Origin of the sequence: Clostridium aquiflavi, assembly GCF_031344075.1 — a bacterium.
GTDB classification, from domain to species: Bacteria; Bacillota; Clostridia; order Clostridiales; family Clostridiaceae; genus Clostridium; species Clostridium aquiflavi.
This window is the reverse complement of the sequence record NZ_JAVJAN010000007.1, coordinates 47,517-68,267: the sequence shown is the minus strand read 5'-3', so window position 1 is coordinate 68,267 and position 20,751 is coordinate 47,517. Positions and strand designations below refer to the sequence as shown.

Below are 20,751 nucleotides of genomic sequence, written 5' to 3'. Positions count from 1 at the left end.
AATATTTAGATATGTTTATGAAATTTTATGGTTTCTAATAGGAATACTAATCTTTATAAAACTCCATAATGAAAGGCACAAAAGAAAATATATAATTTTTAAACTTTAAAAAATTGAGATAAATAAAAATGACATAGAAATTAGTTGATAATTGAAAGCTAGGAGTAGAGAGTAAAAGAAAAAATCTTTGATAAAATTCTAAAATATATATTTTTAGAAAATTTTTAGATTTCAAACGAAACTCTGAACTCTCAACTTTCAATTTTCAACTAACAAATGTGGTCTAGACACTTTTTTATAGGAGTGTTAAATAGTTATAGATTATTTTCATATTGTTTTACCATTCTTTTAACCATTTCTCCACCAACGCTTCCGCATTGTTTTGAACTTAGGTCTCCATTATATTCTTTAAATGGTACACCCATTTCATTAGCAACTTCATTTTTGAATTGTGCTAACTTCCCTTTAGCTTCTGGAACTATAGGATTATTATATCCGCTGTTATTATTCATATTTATCACCTCCTTTATGTCTATAGCTTGTGTAAAAAATCCGATTTTATAATATATAAATTACGGTAAATAAGGATTTGATTAGTACATATAAATAAAAAGATAGAAGATGAAATATTTTATTTAAAGGCTCTATTTTAAATGAATATATCAGCACTCTGCTAAAACATAGGCTATTTAAAAGAATTAATTTAAAATATTTCTGATGAATTATAAACAATAAGTGTATTTTTATGGTGACTAATAGGAATTAATAGTTATAATGTATAAGTAGAATTATTATAATTAAAAAGTATTATATAGAATAATGTGATTTTAAAAAGATCATGTAATATAGATTAGAAAGAACTTCAACAAACAAATTGTGGCTTAGCTACTTTTGTTCTTAGTAATAATGAAAGGATGAGTTTTGGTGTATAAATATAAAGTAATAATGACAGGTGGAGGTACTGCGGGGCATGTAACACCTAATTTAGCTTTAGTACCAGCACTTAAAGAAAATGGATTTGAAGTTAAATATATTGGAAGTAAAAATGGGATAGAAAAAGAAATAATTAAAAATAATAATATTCCATATTTTCAGATATCATCAGGAAAGTTAAGACGATATTTTGATTTAAAAAACTTTACTGATCCTTTTAAAGTGTTAAAAGGAATTAAAGATGCAAACAAAATATTAAAGAAGGAAAAGCCAGATGTAGTATTTTCAAAAGGTGGCTTTGTAGCTGTTCCAGTTGTTATAGCTGCACATTTAAGAAAAATACCAGTTGTAGCACATGAATCTGACATGACTCCAGGTCTTGCTAATAAATTAAGTGCACCTTTTTGCAGCAAACTATGTGTAACTTTTAGAGAAAGTCTTAAATTTATAAAAGATAATAAAGGAGTACTTACAGGAAGTCCTATAAGAAATGAAATCTTACATGGAAGTAGAGAAGAAGGTCTAAAGATTTGTGGATTTAAACAAGAAAAAGAAGTGCTTTTAATAATGGGTGGAAGTTTAGGATCTAAAATAATCAATGATCAAATAAGAGGCAATTTAGATTTATTGTTGAGGGATTTTAATATTATTCATATTTGTGGAAATGGGAATTTAGATAATAATTTTCTAAATAAATCTGGTTATAAACAATTTGAATACGTATCAGAAGAATTACCACATTTAATGAATACAGCTGATTATATAATATCTAGAGCTGGAGCAAATTCAATATTTGAATTTTTAGCGTTAAGAAAACCAATGCTTTTAGTACCGCTTTCTAAAAAAGCTAGCAGAGGTGATCAAATCTTAAATGCAAATTCATTTAAAAAAGAGGGATATGCTTTAGTGTTAAATGAAGAAGAACTTATAAATGATACATTATGTAATAAGATTCTAGAATTAAAATCTAATAAAAAAACTATAATTAATGCAATGAATAATATGAATGGAAAAAATAGTATTGATTTAATTATAGAAGTGATATTAAAAAGTATTAAAGGATAAAAATATTCATAGATGTAAATATTTTAATGAATAAATTGGATAATTAATCAACTTTAGATAATCAAAACTTGCAAAAAAAATTATGTGATATATAATAAAGTGTGTAAGTTAATTTATAGTACAATTATAATGTACTATAATAATGACTATTTATTGTGTGTTGGAAGGAATGGTGCTATTTATGAAAAAAGTGTCAATCATTTACTGGAGTTGTGGTGGTAGTGTAGAAATACTTGCGAATATGATTGCGGATAGCGCTGAGGAATCTGGAGCAAAGGTAACTTTAAAACATGTTGCTGATGCGACTATTAATGATGTTTTAGAAGCAGATTCTGTAGCATTTGGAAGTCCTGCAATGGACCAAGATAATATAGAAGAACAGGAAATGCAACCATTTATTGATAGTTTAAAGGGTTTATCTATTGATAATAAAAAATGTATTTTGTTTGGGAGTCATGGATGGACAAATGATATGTTTATTAAATTATGGTCTAATACAATGAAATCATATGGATTTAATTGCATTGGAGAATTGGTTGTAAAAGAATTCCCAACAAAAGAAAATTTAGAAAATGCACAATTGCTAGGTAAAAAACTTGCTAAATAATAGTGTTTATTAAGTAAGTCATCAAGACTTACTTTTATAATATAATACATTGTTAAATTTTTAATTTAACATTTTTTTAATAATAGAAAGAAGGGGTCACGCGATGAGAAAAATGAAAACTATGGATGGTAATACTGCAGCAGCTCACGTATCTTATGCGTTCACAGAAGTAACTGCAATATATCCAATAACACCATCATCACCAATGGCAGAACATGTTGATGAATGGGTTGCACAAGGAAGAAAGAATATATTTGGACAAACTGTTAAAGTAATGGAAATGCAATCAGAAGCAGGTGCTGCTGGAGCAGTTCACGGTTCTTTACAAGCTGGAGCATTAACAACTACTTACACAGCTTCACAAGGTTTATTATTAATGATACCAAATATGTACAAGATATCAGGTGAAATGTTACCAGGAGTATTCCACGTTTCAGCTAGAGCTCTAGCTACATCTTCATTAAACATATTTGGAGATCACCAAGACGTTATGGCAGCAAGACAAACTGGATTTGCAATGCTTGCTGAAGGATCAGTTCAAGAAGTTATGGATTTATCAGCAGTAGCACATTTAACTGCTATAAAATCTAGAATTCCATTCTTAAACTTCTTTGATGGTTTTAGAACTTCTCACGAAATTCAAAAAATCGAAGTATTAGAATATGATGAGTTAGCTAAATTAGTTGACATGGATTCTGTTAAAGCTTTCAGAGCAAGAGCTTTAAATCCAGATCATCCTGTAACTAGAGGTACAGCTCAAAATGCTGATATTTACTTCCAAGAAAGAGAATCAGTAAATAAATTCTACAATGAGTTACCAGATATGGTTGAAAGCTATATGGCTGAAATCACTAAAATAACTGGTAGAGAATATCATTGTTTCGACTACTATGGTGCTAAAGATGCAGACAGAGTAGTTATAGCAATGGGTTCAGTAACAGATGTAGCTGAAGAAACTGTAGATTACTTAAATGCACATGGACAAAAAGTTGGTCTTGTTAAAGTAAGACTTTACAGACCATTCTCAGTTGAAAAATTAATAGCTGCTATTCCAAGCACTGTTAAGAAAATCGCTGTTTTAGATAAGACTAAAGAACCAGGTGCTGATGGAGAACCATTATACTTAGACATTAGAAATGCATTCTACGGAAAAGAAAATGCTCCTGTTATAATTGGCGGAAGATTTGGTTTAGGATCAAAAGATCCAAATCCAGCTCATATTGCTGCTGTTTATGATAACTTAGCAAAAGCTGAACCAAAGAATGGATTCACTATAGGAATCGTTGATGATATTACAAATACTTCATTAGAAGTAACTGAAGATATAGATGCTACTCCAGAAGGAACTACAGCTTGTAAGTTCTGGGGATTAGGATCAGATGGTACTGTTGGAGCAAACAAGAGTGCTATAAAGATCATTGGAGACCATACAGACATGTATGCTCAAGGATACTTCTTCTATGATTCAAAGAAATCAGGCGGAATTACAGTATCTCACTTAAGATTTGGTAAGAAGGCAATTAAGTCTCCATACTTAATCAACAAAGCAGATTTTGTATCTTGTTCTAATCAATCATACGTTCATAAATATAACGTATTAGAAGGATTAAAACCAGGAGCAACTTTCTTATTAAATACTATCTGGACTCCAGAAGAATTAGAAGAAAAGTTACCTGCTGCATATAAGAGATTTATGGCAAACAACAATATTAAGTTCTATACTTTAAATGCTGTTGCTATAGCTCAAGAAATAGGTCTTGGCGGAAGAATCAACATGATAATGCAATCAGCTTTCTTCAAGTTAGCTAACATTATCCCAGTTGAAGATGCTGTTAAATACTTAAAAGACTCAGTTGTAACTTCTTATGGTAAGAAGGGTGAAAAAGTTGTTAATATGAACAACGCAGCAATCGATAAGGGTGTTGAATCTATCGTTGAAATCAAGATTCCAGAAGCTTGGAAGACTGTTAAAGACGAAGAAGTAGCTCCACTTAAGAATGCTTCAGAATTCGTTAAGAATATAGTTGTTCCAATGAACAGACAAGAAGGAGATTCTCTTCCAGTTTCTGCTTTCGTTGGAATGGAAGATGGTACATTTGAAGCTGGTACTGCAGCATTCGAAAAGAGAGGAATTGCAGTTAATGTTCCTGTATGGGATGCTGAAAAATGTATTCAATGTAACCAATGTTCATTAGTATGTCCACATGCTTCTATAAGACCAATATTATTAAATGAAGCAGAAAAGAATGCTGCACCTGCTGATGCAACAATAGTTGATGCTAAAGCTCTTAAGAGTGAAGAAAAATTATTCTACACTATGGGTGTTGCACCACTAGATTGTTCTGGTTGTGGAAACTGTGCTCAAATTTGTCCTGCTCCAGGAAAAGCATTAGTTATGAAACCACAAGAAAGCCAACACAATCAAATCGAAGTTTGGGATTACTTAGTAGATGAAGTATCAGCTAAAAAGAACCCAATGAACAAAAATACAGTAAAGGGTAGCCAATTTGAGCAACCATTACTTGAATTCTCAGGAGCTTGTGCTGGTTGTGGAGAAACTCCATACGCTAAGCTTATAACTCAATTATTTGGAGATAGAATGATGATCGCTAATGCAACTGGATGTTCATCAATCTGGGGTGGATCTGCACCTTCAACTCCATATACTAAGAATAAAGAAGGACATGGTCCAGCTTGGGCTAACTCATTATTCGAAGATAATGCTGAATATGGATTAGGTATGTTCTTAGGAGTTAGAGCTATAAGAGAAAGAATCCAAGAAAGAGCAGAAGCTGCTATAGCTGCCAATGATCCAGCTAAAGCTGAATTACAAGATTGGTTAGATAACATGAACGAAGGTGCTGGAACTAGAGATAGAGCTACTAAATTAGTTGCTGCTTTAGAAAAATCTGGTACAGAAGCTGCTAAAGAAATTTTAGCTGAAAAAGACTACTTCGTTAAGAGATCTCAATGGATCTTCGGAGGAGACGGTTGGGCTTACGACATCGGATACGGTGGAGTTGACCACGTACTTGCTTCAGGAGAAGATGTAAATGTATTTGTATTTGATACAGAAGTTTACTCAAACACAGGTGGACAATCTTCTAAATCTACACCAACAGCTGCAATAGCTAAATTTGCTGCTGCAGGTAAGAGAACTAAGAAGAAAGACCTTGGAATGATGGCTATGACTTACGGTTACGTATATGTAGCTCAAATCAATATGGGAGCTGATAGAAATCAAGTTCTTAAAGCTATTGCAGAAGCAGAAGCTTACAAGGGACCATCATTAATCATAGCTTACGCTCCATGTATAAACCATGGAATTAAGCTTGGTATGAGTAACAGCCAATTAGAAGCTAAGAGAGCAACTGAATGTGGATACTGGGCAATGTACAGATTCAACCCAGAATTAAAGGGAACTAAGAACCCATTCACATTAGATTCTAAAGCTCCAACTGCTGACTTTAAAGAATTCTTAATGGGTGAAGTAAGATACGCTTCACTTGCTAAAGCATTCCCAGAAGCTGCAGAAGCATTATTTGAAAAGACTTACACTGATGCAATGGAAAGATTAGAAGGATACAAGAAATTAGCTGAACAATAGAATTATGTTTAGTAAGTTTTAATAAAAAAGGGTGACCATAAGAAGTGGTCATCCTTTTTTTGTGTTTACCCCTGGGGTGTAAAATTTTACAGGTACAAGTTTAAATTGTGCTTAATAATAAAAAATAGCTAAAAAATAAATAATTTTTATTTGGGGTTTTAATTTTAGTCATTTAAGGGTAGAATTAGTATGGAAGAAAGCAACAGTTGTTAGCAAGGAGGATAATTAAATTATGGATAAAGATTTAGAAAAATGTGGATGTGGAGAACACGACACTTGTGGATGCGGTGGACACGATCATGATCATGAAGGTTGTGGATGTGGAGACCATGATCATGAAGGCTGTGGATGCGGATGTGGAGAAGAAGAATCTTTCGTTGTAGATTTAGAAGACGATAACGGAAATGTAGTTTCATGTCCAATCGTTGATGCATTCGAAGTTGAAGGAAAAGAATACGTATTAGCTGAAAATGCTGAAGATGGTTCAATGTATCTTTTTAGAGTTGATGGAGAAGAACTTGTAGTTCCTGACGAAGAAGAATTCGACAGAGTATCAGCTTATTATCAAGAATCAGTAGGATCAGAAGAATAAGTCACATTTAAAAAAATAATACCTCAGTATACGTGTATATTTGATCTATTATTTTCTTATATGTTCCTATAATATTTTTATAGACTTTAGTAACATTACTAAAGTCTATTTTATTATTTAGAGAATTAATATTACATGCACTGCGTTTAGAAAGGGTGTATGGCTAAAAGAACCGACGAATCTAAAGTCGCTTTGACGATTTTTTTAATTTACAACTCAAAGTATTAATGTTATATTTTATTGTATATAATATTAATACTAATGCATAATATGTAATAAATGGGGGAAAGAAAAATGGAACTATCTAAAAAAGCAGAAAATATTAGTCCATCAATTACTTTGGAAATTACAGCAAAAGCAAAGGCATTAAAAAATGAGGGCGTAGATGTGGTTAGTTTTGGAGCAGGAGAACCTGATTTCAATACACCACAAAATATTATCAATGCTGCTATAAAAGCTATGGAGGAAGGTAAAACAAAGTATACTCCAGCAGGTGGAATATTAGAATTAAAAGAAGTTATTTGTGAAAAGTTTAAGAAAGATAATAATTTAGAATATAAACCAAGTCAAATAACTATATCTACAGGTGCAAAACAATGTTTAGCTAATGTATTTATGGCAATTTTAAATCCTGGAGACGAAGTGCTTATTCCTGTACCTTATTGGGTAAGCTATCCTGAACTTGTTAAATTAGCAGATGGAGTCCCCGTTTTTGTAGAGACTATAAAAGAAAACAATTATAAATATACAATAGAAGATTTAGAAAAATGTGTTACTAGTAAGACAAAAGCAATATTATTAAATAGTCCTAATAATCCAACAGGAACTATTTATCATGAAGAAGAACTTAAAGAAATTGCGGATTTTGCTAAAAGACATGATTTATTTATAATTTCAGATGAAATATATGAAAAATTAATATATGATAATGAAGAACATATAAGTATAGCAAGTTTAAATGAAGATTCATATAAAAGAACAATAGTTATAAATGGAGTATCAAAAACATATGCTATGACAGGTTGGAGACTAGGATATGTTGCTGCTGATGAAAAAATAACTAAACTTATGACTAGTATTCAAAGTCATATGACATCAAATGTTAACTCTATAACTCAATATGCTTCAATAGAAGCTCTTACTGGTTCTGAAGAAGAAGTAGATAAGATGGTGAAGGAGTTTGAGAGTAGAAGAAACTTTATGCTAGATAAATTAAGCAAAATAGATGAGCTTTCAATTTTAAGACCGAATGGTGCATTTTATATAATGGTTAATATAGAAAAATATTTAAATACCACTTTTAAAGGGCATAATATAATTAATTCAGTTGAATTTTCAAAGGTACTTTTAGAAGAAGAAAAAGTGGCTGTTATACCAGGTAGTGGATTTGGATTAGAAAATTATATAAGACTATCATATGCAACATCAATGGATATAATAGAAAAGGGGATAGATAGATTATCTATATTCTTAAGTAAAATAAAGTAGATAGATTTTAATATAGTAATATTTAAAAAAACCTCTTGTTGAAAACATGGGGTTTTTTTGAAGAAAATTATTATATAGAATCTTTCTAGGCTAAAGGGGTGATAAAATCTAAGATTATAGAGGGGTGGAATTAAGAGGTGAGAACTATCAACTCTTAGCTCTTAACTTTAAACTAACAAAGCGTGTTTTATAGCAATTATAATTAAGGAGAAAGAATTTGGATATGAAAAAAATTGCAATTTTTGATATAGATTATACAATTACAAAAAAAGAAACACTTATGGAGTTTTTTAAGTATTATATAAAGAAAGATATAAAGGCTATTAGATTTTTACCAAGAGCACTATACTGTGGAATAATGTATTTATTGAAATTTTATGATGAAAAAATGGTGAAAGAGAAGTTCTTAAAGTTTATAGATGGAATAAGTGAAGATGAATTAGATAAAGTTGTTGAAAGTTTTTATACAGAAAAACTAAGCAATCTTTTATATAGTGATGCTATGGATATGATGAAAAAACTTAAATCTGAAGGGTATGATATATATTTAATATCAGCATCACCTGAATTTTATATAAATAAATTTTATAGTGTTAAAGAAGTGGATAGAGTAATAGGAACTAAATTTAAATTTAGTGATGGAAAGTTCTTAAGGCAAATGGATGGATTTAACTGTAAAGGTGAAGAAAAGGTAAGAAGATTAAAAGAGGTACTTAAAGAAGAAAAAATAGATGTGGATTTTAAAGAGTCATATATGTTTTCAGATTCATTATCAGATAAACCACTTTTAGATTTGGTTGGAAAGCCATATCTGATTAATTATAAGAAAAATCATGATATAGAAATATTAAGGTGGAAATAATTTCCGGTATAGAAGGGGCATGTAGTATGGAAGCAATTAATAAATTTTTTGTTGAAAACTCTAAGATAAAAGGAATAAATAGTTTAAAAGATATTGAAACATCAGGAAAAGTGATATATGAAGTTCTAAGAATAATCCATGGAAAGCCATTATTTTTAGAAAATCATTTATTGAGAATGGAGAACTCATTTAAACTTATAAATGTTGATTGTTGTTTAGAAAATTTTAAAATAAGAAAAGATATAGAAAATTTAGTTAGAGAAAATGAGAAATTAGAGGGGAATGTAAAAATCACCTATAATGTAAATGAAAAAGTAATGAGAATATTCTTTATTAATCATTCATATCCAAATGAAAAAATGTATCAAAATGGAGTAAAAACTATTTTATATTTTGGTGAAAGAGATAATCCAAATGCAAAAATAGTTAATTTAAGCTTTAGAGAAAAAGTAAATATTAAAATAAAAGAAAGTAATGCGTATGAGGCTATATTAGTCGACAGAAATGGATATATAACTGAAGGCAGTAAATCAAATATATTTATGATAAAGGATGATGTTTTATTAACATCACCAGTTAAAGCAGTGTTACCTGGAGTAACTAGAGGAGAAATAATAGATATAGCTATTGAAAATGGCATAAAGGTAGAAGAGGTGAGTTATAAATACTCTGATATAAAAAAGTTAGATGGTATGTTTATATCAGGAACATCTCCAAAAATATTGCCAATAAATCAAGTTGATTCAATAAAGATAAAAAATAATGAAATTATTAACAAGCTGATTAAATATTATAATAATAAGATTATTAGTTACATTAAAAGTAATTAATTACAGTGTATTATATATAAAATTATTTTCCTATATGATATACTAAAAAAAAGATTATTTTTTATAGGGGTTGAATTTTATGAGTTTAATATTTTCAGCTACAACATTAGAAGGATGTCTTGAAAAAGCATCAAATGAATTAAAAGTACCAAAAGAGTGCTTAGAATATACTATTATTGCTCAAAAAAATATTTTTTTTAAGAAAAAAGTAAAAATAGAAGTTTCTAAAGTTAATGAAATTAATAAAATTAATAAAATTAATGACTTAACAGTAGATGAAAAATTGAGTAATAAAGAAAATGAAACTCATAAAGGGATAAAAGTAGAAAATGGGGAAATAATAATTGAAAACTTAGACTATGAATCTAATGAAACTGTAATGATACATCCATGTAATGGAATTAAACTTTTAATAAATGGAGAAGAATGTACATCAAAAACAGCAGTTACTGCTTTAGATAATATAGAAGTTAAATATGTGACAAAAGAAAGTAGTAGAAAAATAGATATAACTACTTCAGAAGAGAAAATGGAAGCATATATAACAATAAATTATTTTCCTGAATATTCCTTTGAGTTAGTCGATAAATCATGTTGTAGAGATCTTAAATTAGAAACAAAAAAGAAAAAAGGTGAATATCCACCTAAATATACCTATGATGAACTATTAACAATTTTAAAAGAGAATAATATTGTTTATGGATTACTAAATGATAGAATAAAGGAAATAAGTAAAGATGATTGCGTTAGCAATGAATTAATTGCTCAAGGTGATAAAGTTGTAGAAGATATTCCTGATACAGTTAAAGTATTTTTTGAAAGTGATAAAAAGAAAATTTTAAAAGATGAAAATGCAAAGATAGATTATAGAAATATGTATTCAATATCTAATATAAGCGCTGGACAGATACTAGCAGAAAAAGTAGAAGGGATACAAGGTAAAGATGGAAAGAATATCTTTGGAAAAGAAATCAAGAGAAAAACAACGAAAAAAATAAATATAAAAATTGGTTCTGGATGTAAGCTAGAGGAGAACAAAGTTATTTCAACAATAGAAGGAAGACCATCATGTAAATCTGGAGTTTACAGTGTCAATAAAATATATGAATTAAAAGATGTAGATATAAAAACTGGGAACATAGATTTTATTGGAGATGTTGAAATAAGTGGAAGCATAAAGAGTGGAACGCAAGTAAAAGCAGGAAATTCAGTAACAGTAAGAAAAAATGTAGAAGAAGCGACTATCATAGCAAGTGGACAAGTTAACATATATGCCAATATACTGAATTCAAAAGTAAGTGCAGGCGCAAATGATATTGATAAAAAAAAGCATTTAGAAATATTAAAACAGTACGATAGTATAATAGAGTCTTTAATTAGTTACACAAAACAAATAAAAGATAAGAATATTTTAGATAATAATCAATCAGATGGAGAAATTATTAAAATATTAATAGAAAGCAAATTTAAAAATATTCCTAGATTATCAATGCTTATAGTAAGTTTTGAGAAAAATAATAGCTCAACTGATAATGATATGATAGCTTTTATTAGAAAAAAAATTCTAGGATTAGGTCCTATAAAAATAAAAAAATATTCTGAGCTTTATGAGCTGAAAGATATGATAGTAAATGAAATAGAAGTATTAGAAGAAGAAATAGTTATTCCAGTAGATGTGTATATGGACTATGCTCAAGACTCTACAATAGAAGCATCTGGTAGTATATTTATAACTGGAAAAGGACAATATGTATCGAAAATAACATCTTTAAACAGTATTGAATTTACACAAGCTGGAGCAGTGTGTAGGGGTGGAATACTACATGCCAAAGATGAAATTAAGTTAAAGACTGTTGGAAGTATAGCTGGCGTACTTACTAGGTTAGAAGTATCTAAAAAAGGAGTTATAACAGCAGATATAGCATATCAAAATACAGTTTTTTGTTTTGGTGAAAAACAATTTACATTAGATGTAGCATCAAAAAATGTAAAAGCGTATTTAGGAAAAGATGGAATGATAGTAGTAGATAAATTTCTATTGTAGGAGGTCAAGGTATAATGTCAATGAATGAAATGAAGATATTAATATTTGGTTTGAATAATGAATATTATGCTTCTGATATAAAAGATATAGAAAGAATTTTAGGATATGAAGAACCAACAATTCTTCCAGATTCACCTAGATTTGTAAAAGGGGTTATTAATTATCAAGAAAGCATATTACCTATAATAAGCTTATCAACAAAGTTTAATCTAGGAAATGATGAACAATCAGAAGAAAAAAAAATAATAGTTGTAAAAAAAGACAATAACAAGTTTGGAATAATTGTAGAAAATGTTTATGAAGTAAAAGATATTGATAGTAAATTAATAGAGGTTTCTCCTGAAATAACAACTACATTATCAAGAAGTTATATTAATGGTTTGATAAGATTAGATAAGAATATAGTAATACTTTTAGATGTAGATAAAATTTTATCTATAGAGGAAGAACAAAGTATATTTTAGGGGGTAAAATGGAGAATACAGACGTTAAAGTTGGAATAGCAGATTTAAATCTAGTATCTTCACCAGGTAAAATAATGACAATAGGCTTAGGCTCATGCATAGGGATAGCATTATATGATAGAAGAAGCAAGCTAGCAGGATTATCTCATATAATGCTTCCTGATAGCACACAATTTAAAAATGTGACAAATCCAATGAAATTTGCTGATTTAGCAATTCCGTTGTTAATAAAAAAAATGGAAGCAAAAGGTTGTCAAAAGAGGAATTTAATAGCTAAAATAGCTGGTGGAGCTTCTATGTTTAGTTTTTCAGACAAAAGTATGGTTGGTGACATAGGAAAGAGAAATATACAAGCTGTAAAGAAATCATTAAGTGAAGAAAGAATTCAAATAATTGCCGAAGATGTAGGCGGAAACAAAGGAAGAACCATGATTTTAGATGCTTTAGATGGCAAAGTTACACTAAAAATAGTGGGGATAGGAATTGTGGAATTATAAAGAGGTGAATACATTGAGTAAAATAAAAGTTATAGTTGTTGATGACTCTGCTTTCATGAGAAAAATGATATCAGAAATAATAGAAGAAGACAATGAAATAGAAGTTGTAGCTAAATTAAGAAACGGAAAAGAACTTATTGAAAAAGTTGATAAGTTTAATCCAGATATTATAACATTGGATTTAGAAATGCCTGAAATGGATGGATTAGAAACATTAAAAGAATTACATAAAAAAAATAAGAACTATTCAATAATAATGTTAAGTAGTTTGACAACAAAAGGTTCAGAAAAAACAATGGAATGTTTAGAAAATGGAGCAATTGATTTTGTTACTAAACCATCAGGAAGTATATCTTTAGACATAAGAAAAGTTCAAGAAAATCTTATTGAAAAAATTAAGAGTATATCTAAAAGAGGTATAAGAATTAGAACAAGCAATAAATCAATAGATACTTCTAAGACTATAATAAAAAATACTAATTTGTATAACGACACAAAAGTAAAAGATTTTAAAAAATCTGAACATATAAATATGGTTACAATTAAAAATAAGAGAATTGATGCTATTGTTATTGGTGCATCTACTGGTGGTCCTAAGGCACTTCAACAATTATTAACTAAGTTTGAAGCAAATATTGGAGTACCAATATTTGTTGTTCAACATATGCCACAAGGATTCACAAAAGCTTTTTCTGAGAGATTAGATAAGATATGTAATCTTAAAGTCGTAGAGGGTGAAGAAGGCTTAAAAATAGAAAGTAATGTGATATATATTGCTAAGGGTGGTTATCATATGACCGTTGGTACAGATGGGAAAATTCATCTTAATGAGGAAGATCCAATATGGGGAGTTAGACCAGCTGTAGATAAACTTTTTGATTCAGCTATAAAAGCATACAGAGGTAATTTAATATCTGTAGTTTTAACAGGAATGGGTAGAGATGGAGCTAAAGGTACAAGCAATATAAAAGATTATGGTGGAATTACAATATCAGAAGATGAATCAACTTGTACTATTTACGGAATGCCTAAAGCTGCATTTGAAACAGGTAAAGTAGATTTAGTTTTACCACTTAATAATATATGTGATGAAGTAACTAAAATTGTAAAAAAACGTTAGGAGGAAAGTATGGATTTTAATGGTTTTCATAAATGGGTTCATAAAGAATTAGGTATAAATTTATCAGCATATAAACCAGATCAACTTAATAGAAGAATTGATAGCTTGATGAGTAGAGTTGGAATTAAATCTTTGGATGAATACACTAAAGTTATAAAAAGTGATCCAGTTCAAAGACAAAAGTTTTTAGATTTTATAACAATAAATGTTACAGAGTTTTTTAGAAATCCAGAATTATTTGATGATTTAGAAAAGAGAATAACAAAAGATTTATTACCTAATAATCCTAATTTAAAAATTTGGAGTGCTGCATGTTCAATTGGTTGTGAACCTTATACTATCTCAATGATGTTAGATAAAATAGCTCCAAGAGGAAGACACAACATAATTGCTACAGATATAGATAATACAATTTTATCTAAAGCTAAAATAGGTGAATATACTAATAATGAAATAAAAAACATTAAAAATCAGGATTTAAGTAAATATTTTGAGAATAAGGGCGATAAATACTATATAAGTAATAAAATCAAATCAATGGTTACTTTTAAGAAGCATGATTTGATTTTAGATAGATATGATACTAACTTTGATTTAATAATCTGTAGAAATGTTGTTATTTATTTTAATAATGATACTAAAGAGAATATTTATAGAAGATTTAGTAATTCATTAAAAAAAGGTGGACTTTTATTTGTTGGTGCTACTGAAAGCATTTATAATTATAAAGAATATGGTTTTGAAAAAGCATCTACCTTTATTTATAAAAAGATATAAGGAGGGATAATATGGATACATCTCAATATATGACTATGTTTTTAGAAGAATCTTTAGATAATCTTCAAACTTTGAATGAATCACTTTTAGATTTAGAACAAAATCCAGAAGACAATGATAAGGTTAATGAAATATTTAGAGTAGCACATACAATTAAAGGTATGGCTGCCACTATGGGATTTAATGATGTTGCAGAGTTAACTCATAAAATGGAAGATGTATTAGCTAAATTTAGAGATGGAGAGTTAAATGTAACTCAACAAGTTGTAACTGTGCTATTTGATTGCTTAGATACATTAGAAAGAATGATAGATAATATTCAAAGTTCTTCAGAAGAAAGTGTAGATATAGAAGATATTATAAAAGCACTAGAAAATATATCAATTAAAAAAGAAACTGAAAATGTAGAAATTTCAACAGAAGTTGAAATTAAAGATATTGTTGATAAGGACTCTTCGTTTGAATTAAATGAATATGATTTATCAGTAATTAAACAAGCAAAAGAAAAAGAATTCAATGTAATGGAAGTAAAAATCAAGATAAATGAACATACACTACTTAAATCAGCAAGAGCTTTTTTAATTGTAAAAGATCTTGAAGATCATGGTGAAATCTTAAAATCTAAGCCTTCAACTGAGGAAATAGAAAATGAAGACTTTGATTTAGATTTAAGCTTTATCTTAGTAACACATAATACAATTGAAGAAATAACTAACATAGTAACTAATATATCAGAAGTTGAAAAAGTTGAAGTTTCTATGGTGGAAATCAATAATGAGATTTTAGCTAAAGAAATAGAAGAAAATGAACAAAAAAAATCTGAACCTATAACTCAAGAAGTTAAGGAAAATAAGCCAGCACCTAAAGCTGAAAGTAGAGCAAAGAAAACAAATTCAGTTAAAAAAGATTCTAAAAAAGCTCATCAATCAGTAAGAGTTGATCTAGTAAGAATTGATAACTTAATGAATATGGTTTCAGAGCTTGTTATTTATAGGACAAGGCTTGAACAAATAGTAATGGATCATAAATCACCAGAATTGAATGAGACATTAGAACAAGTAGGAAGAACAACTTCTGATCTTCAAGATTTAGTTATGAAAATTAGAATGCTTCCATTAGATACTGTATTTAATAGATTCCCAAGAATGATAAGAGATGTCTCAATAGAATTAGATAAGGAGATAAACTTTATCATAGAGGGTGCTGAAACTGAATTAGATAGAACTGTTATAGATGAAATTGGTGAACCATTAATACATTTATTAAGAAATGCTGCAGATCATGGTGTTGAATCTAAAGAAGATAGAATTGCAGCAGGAAAAAATCCAGTTGGTACAGTTAAATTAGTTGCGTATCAAGAAGGAACTAAAGCACTTATAAAAGTAGTAGATGACGGTGCTGGAATAAATGTTGAAAGAGTAAAAGCTAAAGCAGAAGAAAAGGGAATAAATACTGAAGGATTGTCAGACAATGATATTAAGAATTTAATCTTTGCTCAAGGTTTTAGTACTAATGAAGTTGTTACAGATATATCTGGAAGAGGAGTTGGAATGGATGTTGTTAAAACAAAGATTTCATCTCTAGGTGGTACAGTAGATGTATTTAGTAAAGAGGGTGAAGGCTCAACATTTGTAATAAAACTTCCGTTAACATTACAAATAATACAAGCTTTACTTGTAAAGATAGGGGAAGAAACTCTTGCCATATCTTTAGGATTTATTGATAGGGTAATAGATTATAAAGAAGAAAATATAAAGACAAGTAATGGAAGAGAAGTTATAATTTATAGAGAAAATGTAATTCCGTTAGTAAGACTTAATGAAACATTAGATATTGAGGCTGGTGAAACTGAAAAGAAATTTGTTATAATAGTAAACGTTGGTGATAAAACTATAGGTTTACTAGTAGACTCATTACTTGGTCAACAAGAAATCGTAATTAAGCCTCTTGGTGAAACATTAAAGGGATTAGATCAGTACATTGGAGCAACTATATTAGGTAATGGCTTAGTTACTTTAATATTAGATGTGGGAGCATTATTATAGTATAATTTTATAGGAGGTATGAAATGGAATATGCCAACTTCAATAGTATGCAATTAGATGCACTAAAAGAAGTATCTAATATTGGTGCTGGAAATGCTGCAACTGCTCTTTCGGTAATGATATCTGAAAAAATAGATATGACAGTACCATCAGTAAATATAGTAAAACTTGAAGATATTATTGAATTGAATAGTGAAGAAGAAGTTGCAGGGATTGTTATTAGAGTACTTGGAGATATTTCAGGGAATATTCTTTTAATTTTTAATGCCAATAGAGCTAAAACTATGATTGAAAGATTAGCAGGTTGTGAGGAAGAAATTACTAGTGAACTAGGAAAATCAGTTTTATGTGAAATAACTAACATAATTACAGGGTCATATATGAATGCAATAGCTGAGTTCACTAATCTTAAGATAATTCCATCAGTTCCTGCAGTTGCATATGATATGATTAGTGCAATTTTAACAACAACATTCATAGAATCTTGTCAATATGAAGAAAATATACTTGACATAGAGACAGTTTTCTTAGATGATACTCAAGAGGAGATTGGAGCACATTTTTATTATGTTCCAATGCCGGGCTCATTAGAGAAAATATTAAAATCAATTGGAGTAAATTAATTTTGGAGGGAGATTTAAATGGCTAAAGTTTTAATAGTAGACGATGCAGCGTTTATGAGAATGATGATAAAGGATATATTAGAAAAGAATGATTTCGAAATAGTTGGAGAAGCAAGTAACGGTGCAGTAGCAGTAGAAATGTATAAGAAAGAGAAACCAGATGTTGTAACAATGGATATAACAATGCCTGATGTTGATGGTATTGAAGCAGTTAAACAAATAAAAGAATTTGATCCAAGTGCAAAAATAATAATGTGTTCTGCAATGGGACAACAATCTATGGTTATGGAGGCAATAAGAGCAGGAGCAAAAGATTTTATAGTAAAACCATTCCAAGCTGATAGAGTATTAGAAGCAATAAAAAAAGTACTTGGTTAAAATGCAAGTATGGGGGTGTATTAAATGCAGATAGTAGTATTTAAACTAGGAAATGAATATTTTGCTGTTGAAACAGAACGTGTTCAAAGTATAAATGATATGATGGGTATAACTAGAGTGCCAAAAGCACCTAGTTATATCAAAGGATTAATAAACTTAAGAGGAAGTATAAAATCACTTGTTGATATAAATCTGTTATTAAATGTTGACTCAAGTGCCAAACAAAATAACATAATAATATTGACTGTTAAGGAAGAAGAAATCGGAATATCAGTTGATGAAGTTGACGAAGTGTTAGATATAGAAGAAAAAGATATACAAAGATTAGATGAAAATAATGGACCAGATTATGTAAAAGGAATTGTAGATTATAACGACAAACTTCTAACAATAATAAACATTGATAAGTTATTAAATTAGTAATGAAATGAGGGATAAAAAAATGGCAGATGTTTTATCACAAAGTGAAATAGATGCCTTGTTATCTGCTTTATCTACAGGTGAGTTAGAACCAGAGACCGTACCTAAGGACGAGGAAAAACATAAAATAAAGTTATATGATTTTAAAAGTCCGCAAAAATTCTCTAAAGATCACATAAGAACTTTAGAACTAATTCATGATAACTTTGCAAGAATAACTTCAAATTATTTAACAGGACAAATAAGGAAGAATGTTAAAGTCAAAATAGAAACTGTAGAACAGATAACCTATGAGGAATTTATACATTCCGTACAAAATCCTACTATCATCACTATATTTAAAATGCCCCCTTTAACAGGATCAATTATATTTGAAACAAACCCTAAATTGTCATTTCAAATAATAGATATTTTACTTGGGGGAAGTGGAGATAGGAAAATAGGTAATAAAGAATTTTCAGACATAGATAAGAATATAATAAGACAAGTTACTACTGGAATGATCAGTAATCTAAAATTAGCATGGGAAGATATTTTAAATGTAAGTCCTGAGGTAGAAGGAATAGAAACAAATCCAGCAATAAATCAAACATTAGCGCCAAATGAACCAGTAGCCCTTATTACATTTTCTGTAGAATTTGGAGAACACAGTACATTTATGAATATGTGTATTCCATATTTAAGTATAGAGAAAGTATTAGACAAATTAGTAGTACAATATTGGTTCCAAAACGATGATGAAACATTAATTGCGGAATCAAGAGTTAAAATGGAAGAAGGAATCCAAAAGGTTGATATTGAAGTATTTGCAGAACTTGGCAATACAAGTATCATAGTAGATGATTTCTTGAAATTAACTAAGGGCGATATTATTAAGCTTGACAATAAGAGCTCTTCACCTATAAAGGTATATGTAGGAAATGAAGAATGTTACTACGCTAAACCTGGTGTATCAGGGAAAAATATGGGTGTTGCTATTTTAGATATAATAGATAAGGAAGTGAAAGAGTATGAGTAATAGTTTTCTATCGCAAGAAGAAATAAATGCGCTTCTAGCAGGAGAACTTGGTAATGAAGAAACGCAAGAAGTTCCTCAAGATAATGGGAATACAGAAAAATTGACTGATATTGAAAAAGACCTGTTAGGGGAAATAGGAAATATATCCATGGGATCAGCTTCTACAGCTCTTTATCAAATTATTAATCAAAACGTAAATATAACAACACCTATAGTTTCCTTAACAACATTAGAAGATATGAAGGCTTCTTTTGAAACTCCTAACATAGTTTTAGATGTTGAATACACAGAGGGAATAATAGGAAGAAATATATTGGTTATGAAGACAGATGATGCAGCTGTAATAGCAAATCTGATGATGGGTGGAGATGGTAAGGTTGCCGAAAATCCTGAATTATCAGAAATAGAAGTTAGTGCTGTTCAAGAAGCAATGAATCAAATGATAGGTTCAGCAGCAACTTCCATGGCAACAATGTTTTCACGTAGAGTAGATATATCTCCTCCAAAATCAAAGTTGTGGAAAGAAAAAGAGGAACCTATTACAGACACTTTATCAGAAGATGAGGAAATAGTAAGAGTTTCATTTAGATTAATAATAGGAGATCTTGTTGATAGTAATATAATGCAAATATTACCATTGAATACGGCTAAAAAGATAGTTTCTATAATGATGGGTCAAGAAGATAATAATAGTAAAGTTAGTGAGCCAGCAAAGGTTGTAGAAGAAAAACCAGTAGTTCAAGCAACTACGCAAAAGACAGCTACTCCTCAGCCAGCACCACAACCAATCCAAGCGAAACCTATAGTAGAACAACCAAGGGTGCAACAACAATCAGTAGAAGTGCATGAAGCAGCTTTTGAAACACTAGTTCCAGGAGATACTTCACAAACACCTAAGAATATAGACTTAATTTTAGATGTTCCATTAGATATATCTGTTGTTTTAGGTAGAACCAAAAAGAGCATAAAAGATATATTAAACTTAAGTACTGGATCTTTAGTTGAATTAGATAAATTAGCAGAAGAACCAGTCGAAATATTAGTTAATGGAAAGAAAATAGCTTATGGTGAAGTTGTTGTTGTTGATGAAAATTTTGGTGTAAGAATAACAAGTATAGTAAGTAATGCTGAAAGAATAAGATCTCTTAGATAATTAAGAGTAATTGAAAATATATGGAGATATAATTAATAGTATATAATTTTGGTATCAAAAGTTATATAAATTAATTATATCTCTATTTTCAGTGTAACTTTGGAATTGTTATTTATTTTCATATGCCTTAAATAAAATTAGTAGTATAATTTTAATATCAGAAAAATTAAGAAACGTAGTGTCTTAATAAAATTATTTTATTATTAAATATTTGTAAAAAAGATTTCA

Annotated in this window: 19 protein-coding genes; 18 read left to right on the top strand and 1 reads right to left on the bottom strand. The window is 29.3% G+C overall.

Annotation, left to right across the window (positions count from 1 at the left end):
* Positions 1 to 314: 314 nt before the first annotated feature.
* Positions 315 to 512 carry an alpha/beta-type small acid-soluble spore protein gene (locus RGC78_RS03685; RefSeq protein WP_252212695.1) on the bottom strand — a complete coding sequence of 66 codons (198 nt, stop codon included), beginning with the start codon at positions 510 to 512 and terminating at the stop codon, positions 315 to 317.
* A gap of 412 nt (positions 513 to 924) precedes the next feature.
* On the opposite strand from RGC78_RS03685, the gene murG reads away from it, so the two are divergent.
* The 18 genes from murG (at position 925) to fliY (ending at position 20,523) form a co-directional block, all read left to right on the top strand.
* Entirely contained in the window at positions 925 to 1,998 is a 1,074-nt protein-coding gene (gene murG / locus RGC78_RS03680) for an undecaprenyldiphospho-muramoylpentapeptide beta-N-acetylglucosaminyltransferase (RefSeq protein ID WP_252212694.1), read from the top strand.
* Positions 1,999 to 2,179: 181 nt separating this feature from the next.
* On the top strand, positions 2,180 to 2,605 hold the full coding sequence (locus RGC78_RS03675) for a flavodoxin domain-containing protein (RefSeq protein WP_252212693.1): 426 nt from the start codon (positions 2,180 to 2,182) through the stop codon (positions 2,603 to 2,605).
* Between the two features lie 103 nt (positions 2,606 to 2,708).
* Positions 2,709 to 6,212 carry a pyruvate:ferredoxin (flavodoxin) oxidoreductase gene (gene nifJ / locus RGC78_RS03670; protein ID WP_252212692.1) on the top strand — a complete coding sequence of 1,168 codons (3,504 nt, stop codon included), beginning with the start codon at positions 2,709 to 2,711 and terminating at the stop codon, positions 6,210 to 6,212.
* A 232-nt stretch (positions 6,213 to 6,444) separates the two neighbouring features.
* A complete protein-coding gene (locus RGC78_RS03665) occupies positions 6,445 to 6,804 on the top strand; it encodes a DUF1292 domain-containing protein (RefSeq protein ID WP_252212691.1) in 360 nt (119 codons plus the stop codon).
* A 294-nt stretch (positions 6,805 to 7,098) separates the two neighbouring features.
* Positions 7,099 to 8,292, top strand: coding sequence for a pyridoxal phosphate-dependent aminotransferase (locus RGC78_RS03660; protein ID WP_252212690.1), 1,194 nt, complete (start codon positions 7,099 to 7,101; stop codon positions 8,290 to 8,292).
* Positions 8,293 to 8,515: 223 nt separating this feature from the next.
* Positions 8,516 to 9,154 carry an HAD-IB family hydrolase gene (locus tag RGC78_RS03655; RefSeq protein ID WP_252212738.1) on the top strand — a complete coding sequence of 213 codons (639 nt, stop codon included), beginning with the start codon at positions 8,516 to 8,518 and terminating at the stop codon, positions 9,152 to 9,154.
* 26 nt (positions 9,155 to 9,180) lie between these two features.
* The gene (locus tag RGC78_RS03650) at positions 9,181 to 9,984 is read left to right on the top strand and encodes an aminotransferase class IV (protein WP_252212689.1); all 804 of its coding nucleotides are present in this window, start codon (positions 9,181 to 9,183) and stop codon (positions 9,982 to 9,984) included.
* Positions 9,985 to 10,063: 79 nt separating this feature from the next.
* The gene (locus RGC78_RS03645) at positions 10,064 to 12,028 is read left to right on the top strand and encodes a flagellar assembly protein A (RefSeq protein WP_252212688.1); all 1,965 of its coding nucleotides are present in this window, start codon (positions 10,064 to 10,066) and stop codon (positions 12,026 to 12,028) included.
* A gap of 14 nt (positions 12,029 to 12,042) precedes the next feature.
* Positions 12,043 to 12,492 carry a chemotaxis protein CheW gene (locus tag RGC78_RS03640; RefSeq protein WP_205449207.1) on the top strand — a complete coding sequence of 150 codons (450 nt, stop codon included), beginning with the start codon at positions 12,043 to 12,045 and terminating at the stop codon, positions 12,490 to 12,492.
* An 8-nt stretch (positions 12,493 to 12,500) separates the two neighbouring features.
* Positions 12,501 to 12,989 carry a chemotaxis protein CheD gene (locus RGC78_RS03635; RefSeq protein ID WP_205449208.1) on the top strand — a complete coding sequence of 163 codons (489 nt, stop codon included), beginning with the start codon at positions 12,501 to 12,503 and terminating at the stop codon, positions 12,987 to 12,989.
* A gap of 13 nt (positions 12,990 to 13,002) precedes the next feature.
* The gene (locus RGC78_RS03630; protein ID WP_205449209.1) at positions 13,003 to 14,109 is read left to right on the top strand and encodes a protein-glutamate methylesterase/protein-glutamine glutaminase; all 1,107 of its coding nucleotides are present in this window, start codon (positions 13,003 to 13,005) and stop codon (positions 14,107 to 14,109) included.
* 9 nt (positions 14,110 to 14,118) lie between these two features.
* Positions 14,119 to 14,886, top strand: coding sequence for a CheR family methyltransferase (locus RGC78_RS03625; RefSeq protein ID WP_309556062.1), 768 nt, complete (start codon positions 14,119 to 14,121; stop codon positions 14,884 to 14,886).
* An 11-nt stretch (positions 14,887 to 14,897) separates the two neighbouring features.
* Positions 14,898 to 16,931 carry a chemotaxis protein CheA gene (locus RGC78_RS03620; RefSeq protein WP_205449211.1) on the top strand — a complete coding sequence of 678 codons (2,034 nt, stop codon included), beginning with the start codon at positions 14,898 to 14,900 and terminating at the stop codon, positions 16,929 to 16,931.
* Positions 16,932 to 16,954: 23 nt separating this feature from the next.
* Entirely contained in the window at positions 16,955 to 17,554 is a 600-nt protein-coding gene (locus RGC78_RS03615; RefSeq protein WP_205449212.1) for a chemotaxis protein CheC, read from the top strand.
* Between the two features lie 18 nt (positions 17,555 to 17,572).
* Complete coding sequence (locus tag RGC78_RS03610; RefSeq protein WP_252212686.1) at positions 17,573 to 17,932, top strand: response regulator; 360 nt, start codon at positions 17,573 to 17,575, stop codon at positions 17,930 to 17,932.
* Positions 17,933 to 17,956: 24 nt separating this feature from the next.
* Positions 17,957 to 18,352 carry a chemotaxis protein CheW gene (locus RGC78_RS03605; protein ID WP_252212685.1) on the top strand — a complete coding sequence of 132 codons (396 nt, stop codon included), beginning with the start codon at positions 17,957 to 17,959 and terminating at the stop codon, positions 18,350 to 18,352.
* A gap of 22 nt (positions 18,353 to 18,374) precedes the next feature.
* Positions 18,375 to 19,370 (top strand): flagellar motor switch protein FliM, encoded by a 996-nt coding sequence (fliM, locus tag RGC78_RS03600; RefSeq protein WP_252212684.1) that lies wholly within the window; start codon positions 18,375 to 18,377, stop codon positions 19,368 to 19,370.
* Positions 19,363 to 20,523, top strand: a complete 1,161-nt coding sequence (gene fliY / locus RGC78_RS03595; RefSeq protein WP_252212683.1) for a flagellar motor switch phosphatase FliY — start codon at positions 19,363 to 19,365, stop codon at positions 20,521 to 20,523. Before fliM ends, fliY begins: the two co-directional genes overlap by 8 nt.
* Positions 20,524 to 20,751 lie beyond the last annotated feature (228 nt).

Bases quoted from the DNA above. Each gene is read 5' to 3' on its own strand.
- RGC78_RS03665 (WP_252212691.1), top strand. From the start codon at position 6,445: ATGGATAAAGATTTAGAAAAATGTGGATGTGGAGAACACGACACTTGT.
- RGC78_RS03615 (WP_205449212.1), top strand. From the start codon at position 16,955: ATGGAATATGCCAACTTCAATAGTATGCAATTAGATGCACTAAAAGAA.
- RGC78_RS03640 (WP_205449207.1), top strand. From the start codon at position 12,043: ATGTCAATGAATGAAATGAAGATATTAATATTTGGTTTGAATAATGAA.
- RGC78_RS03675 (WP_252212693.1), top strand. From the start codon at position 2,180: ATGAAAAAAGTGTCAATCATTTACTGGAGTTGTGGTGGTAGTGTAGAA.
- RGC78_RS03610 (WP_252212686.1), top strand. From the start codon at position 17,573: ATGGCTAAAGTTTTAATAGTAGACGATGCAGCGTTTATGAGAATGATG.
- RGC78_RS03605 (WP_252212685.1), top strand. From the start codon at position 17,957: ATGCAGATAGTAGTATTTAAACTAGGAAATGAATATTTTGCTGTTGAA.
- RGC78_RS03650 (WP_252212689.1), top strand. From the start codon at position 9,181: ATGGAAGCAATTAATAAATTTTTTGTTGAAAACTCTAAGATAAAAGGA.
- nifJ (WP_252212692.1), top strand. From the start codon at position 2,709: ATGAGAAAAATGAAAACTATGGATGGTAATACTGCAGCAGCTCACGTA.
- RGC78_RS03625 (WP_309556062.1), top strand. From the start codon at position 14,119: ATGGATTTTAATGGTTTTCATAAATGGGTTCATAAAGAATTAGGTATA.
- RGC78_RS03655 (WP_252212738.1), top strand. From the start codon at position 8,516: ATGAAAAAAATTGCAATTTTTGATATAGATTATACAATTACAAAAAAA.
- fliY (WP_252212683.1), top strand. From the start codon at position 19,363: ATGAGTAATAGTTTTCTATCGCAAGAAGAAATAAATGCGCTTCTAGCA.
- RGC78_RS03635 (WP_205449208.1), top strand. From the start codon at position 12,501: ATGGAGAATACAGACGTTAAAGTTGGAATAGCAGATTTAAATCTAGTA.
- RGC78_RS03620 (WP_205449211.1), top strand. From the start codon at position 14,898: ATGGATACATCTCAATATATGACTATGTTTTTAGAAGAATCTTTAGAT.
- fliM (WP_252212684.1), top strand. From the start codon at position 18,375: ATGGCAGATGTTTTATCACAAAGTGAAATAGATGCCTTGTTATCTGCT.
- RGC78_RS03645 (WP_252212688.1), top strand. From the start codon at position 10,064: ATGAGTTTAATATTTTCAGCTACAACATTAGAAGGATGTCTTGAAAAA.
- RGC78_RS03685 (WP_252212695.1), bottom strand. From the start codon at position 512: ATGAATAATAACAGCGGATATAATAATCCTATAGTTCCAGAAGCTAAA.
- RGC78_RS03660 (WP_252212690.1), top strand. From the start codon at position 7,099: ATGGAACTATCTAAAAAAGCAGAAAATATTAGTCCATCAATTACTTTG.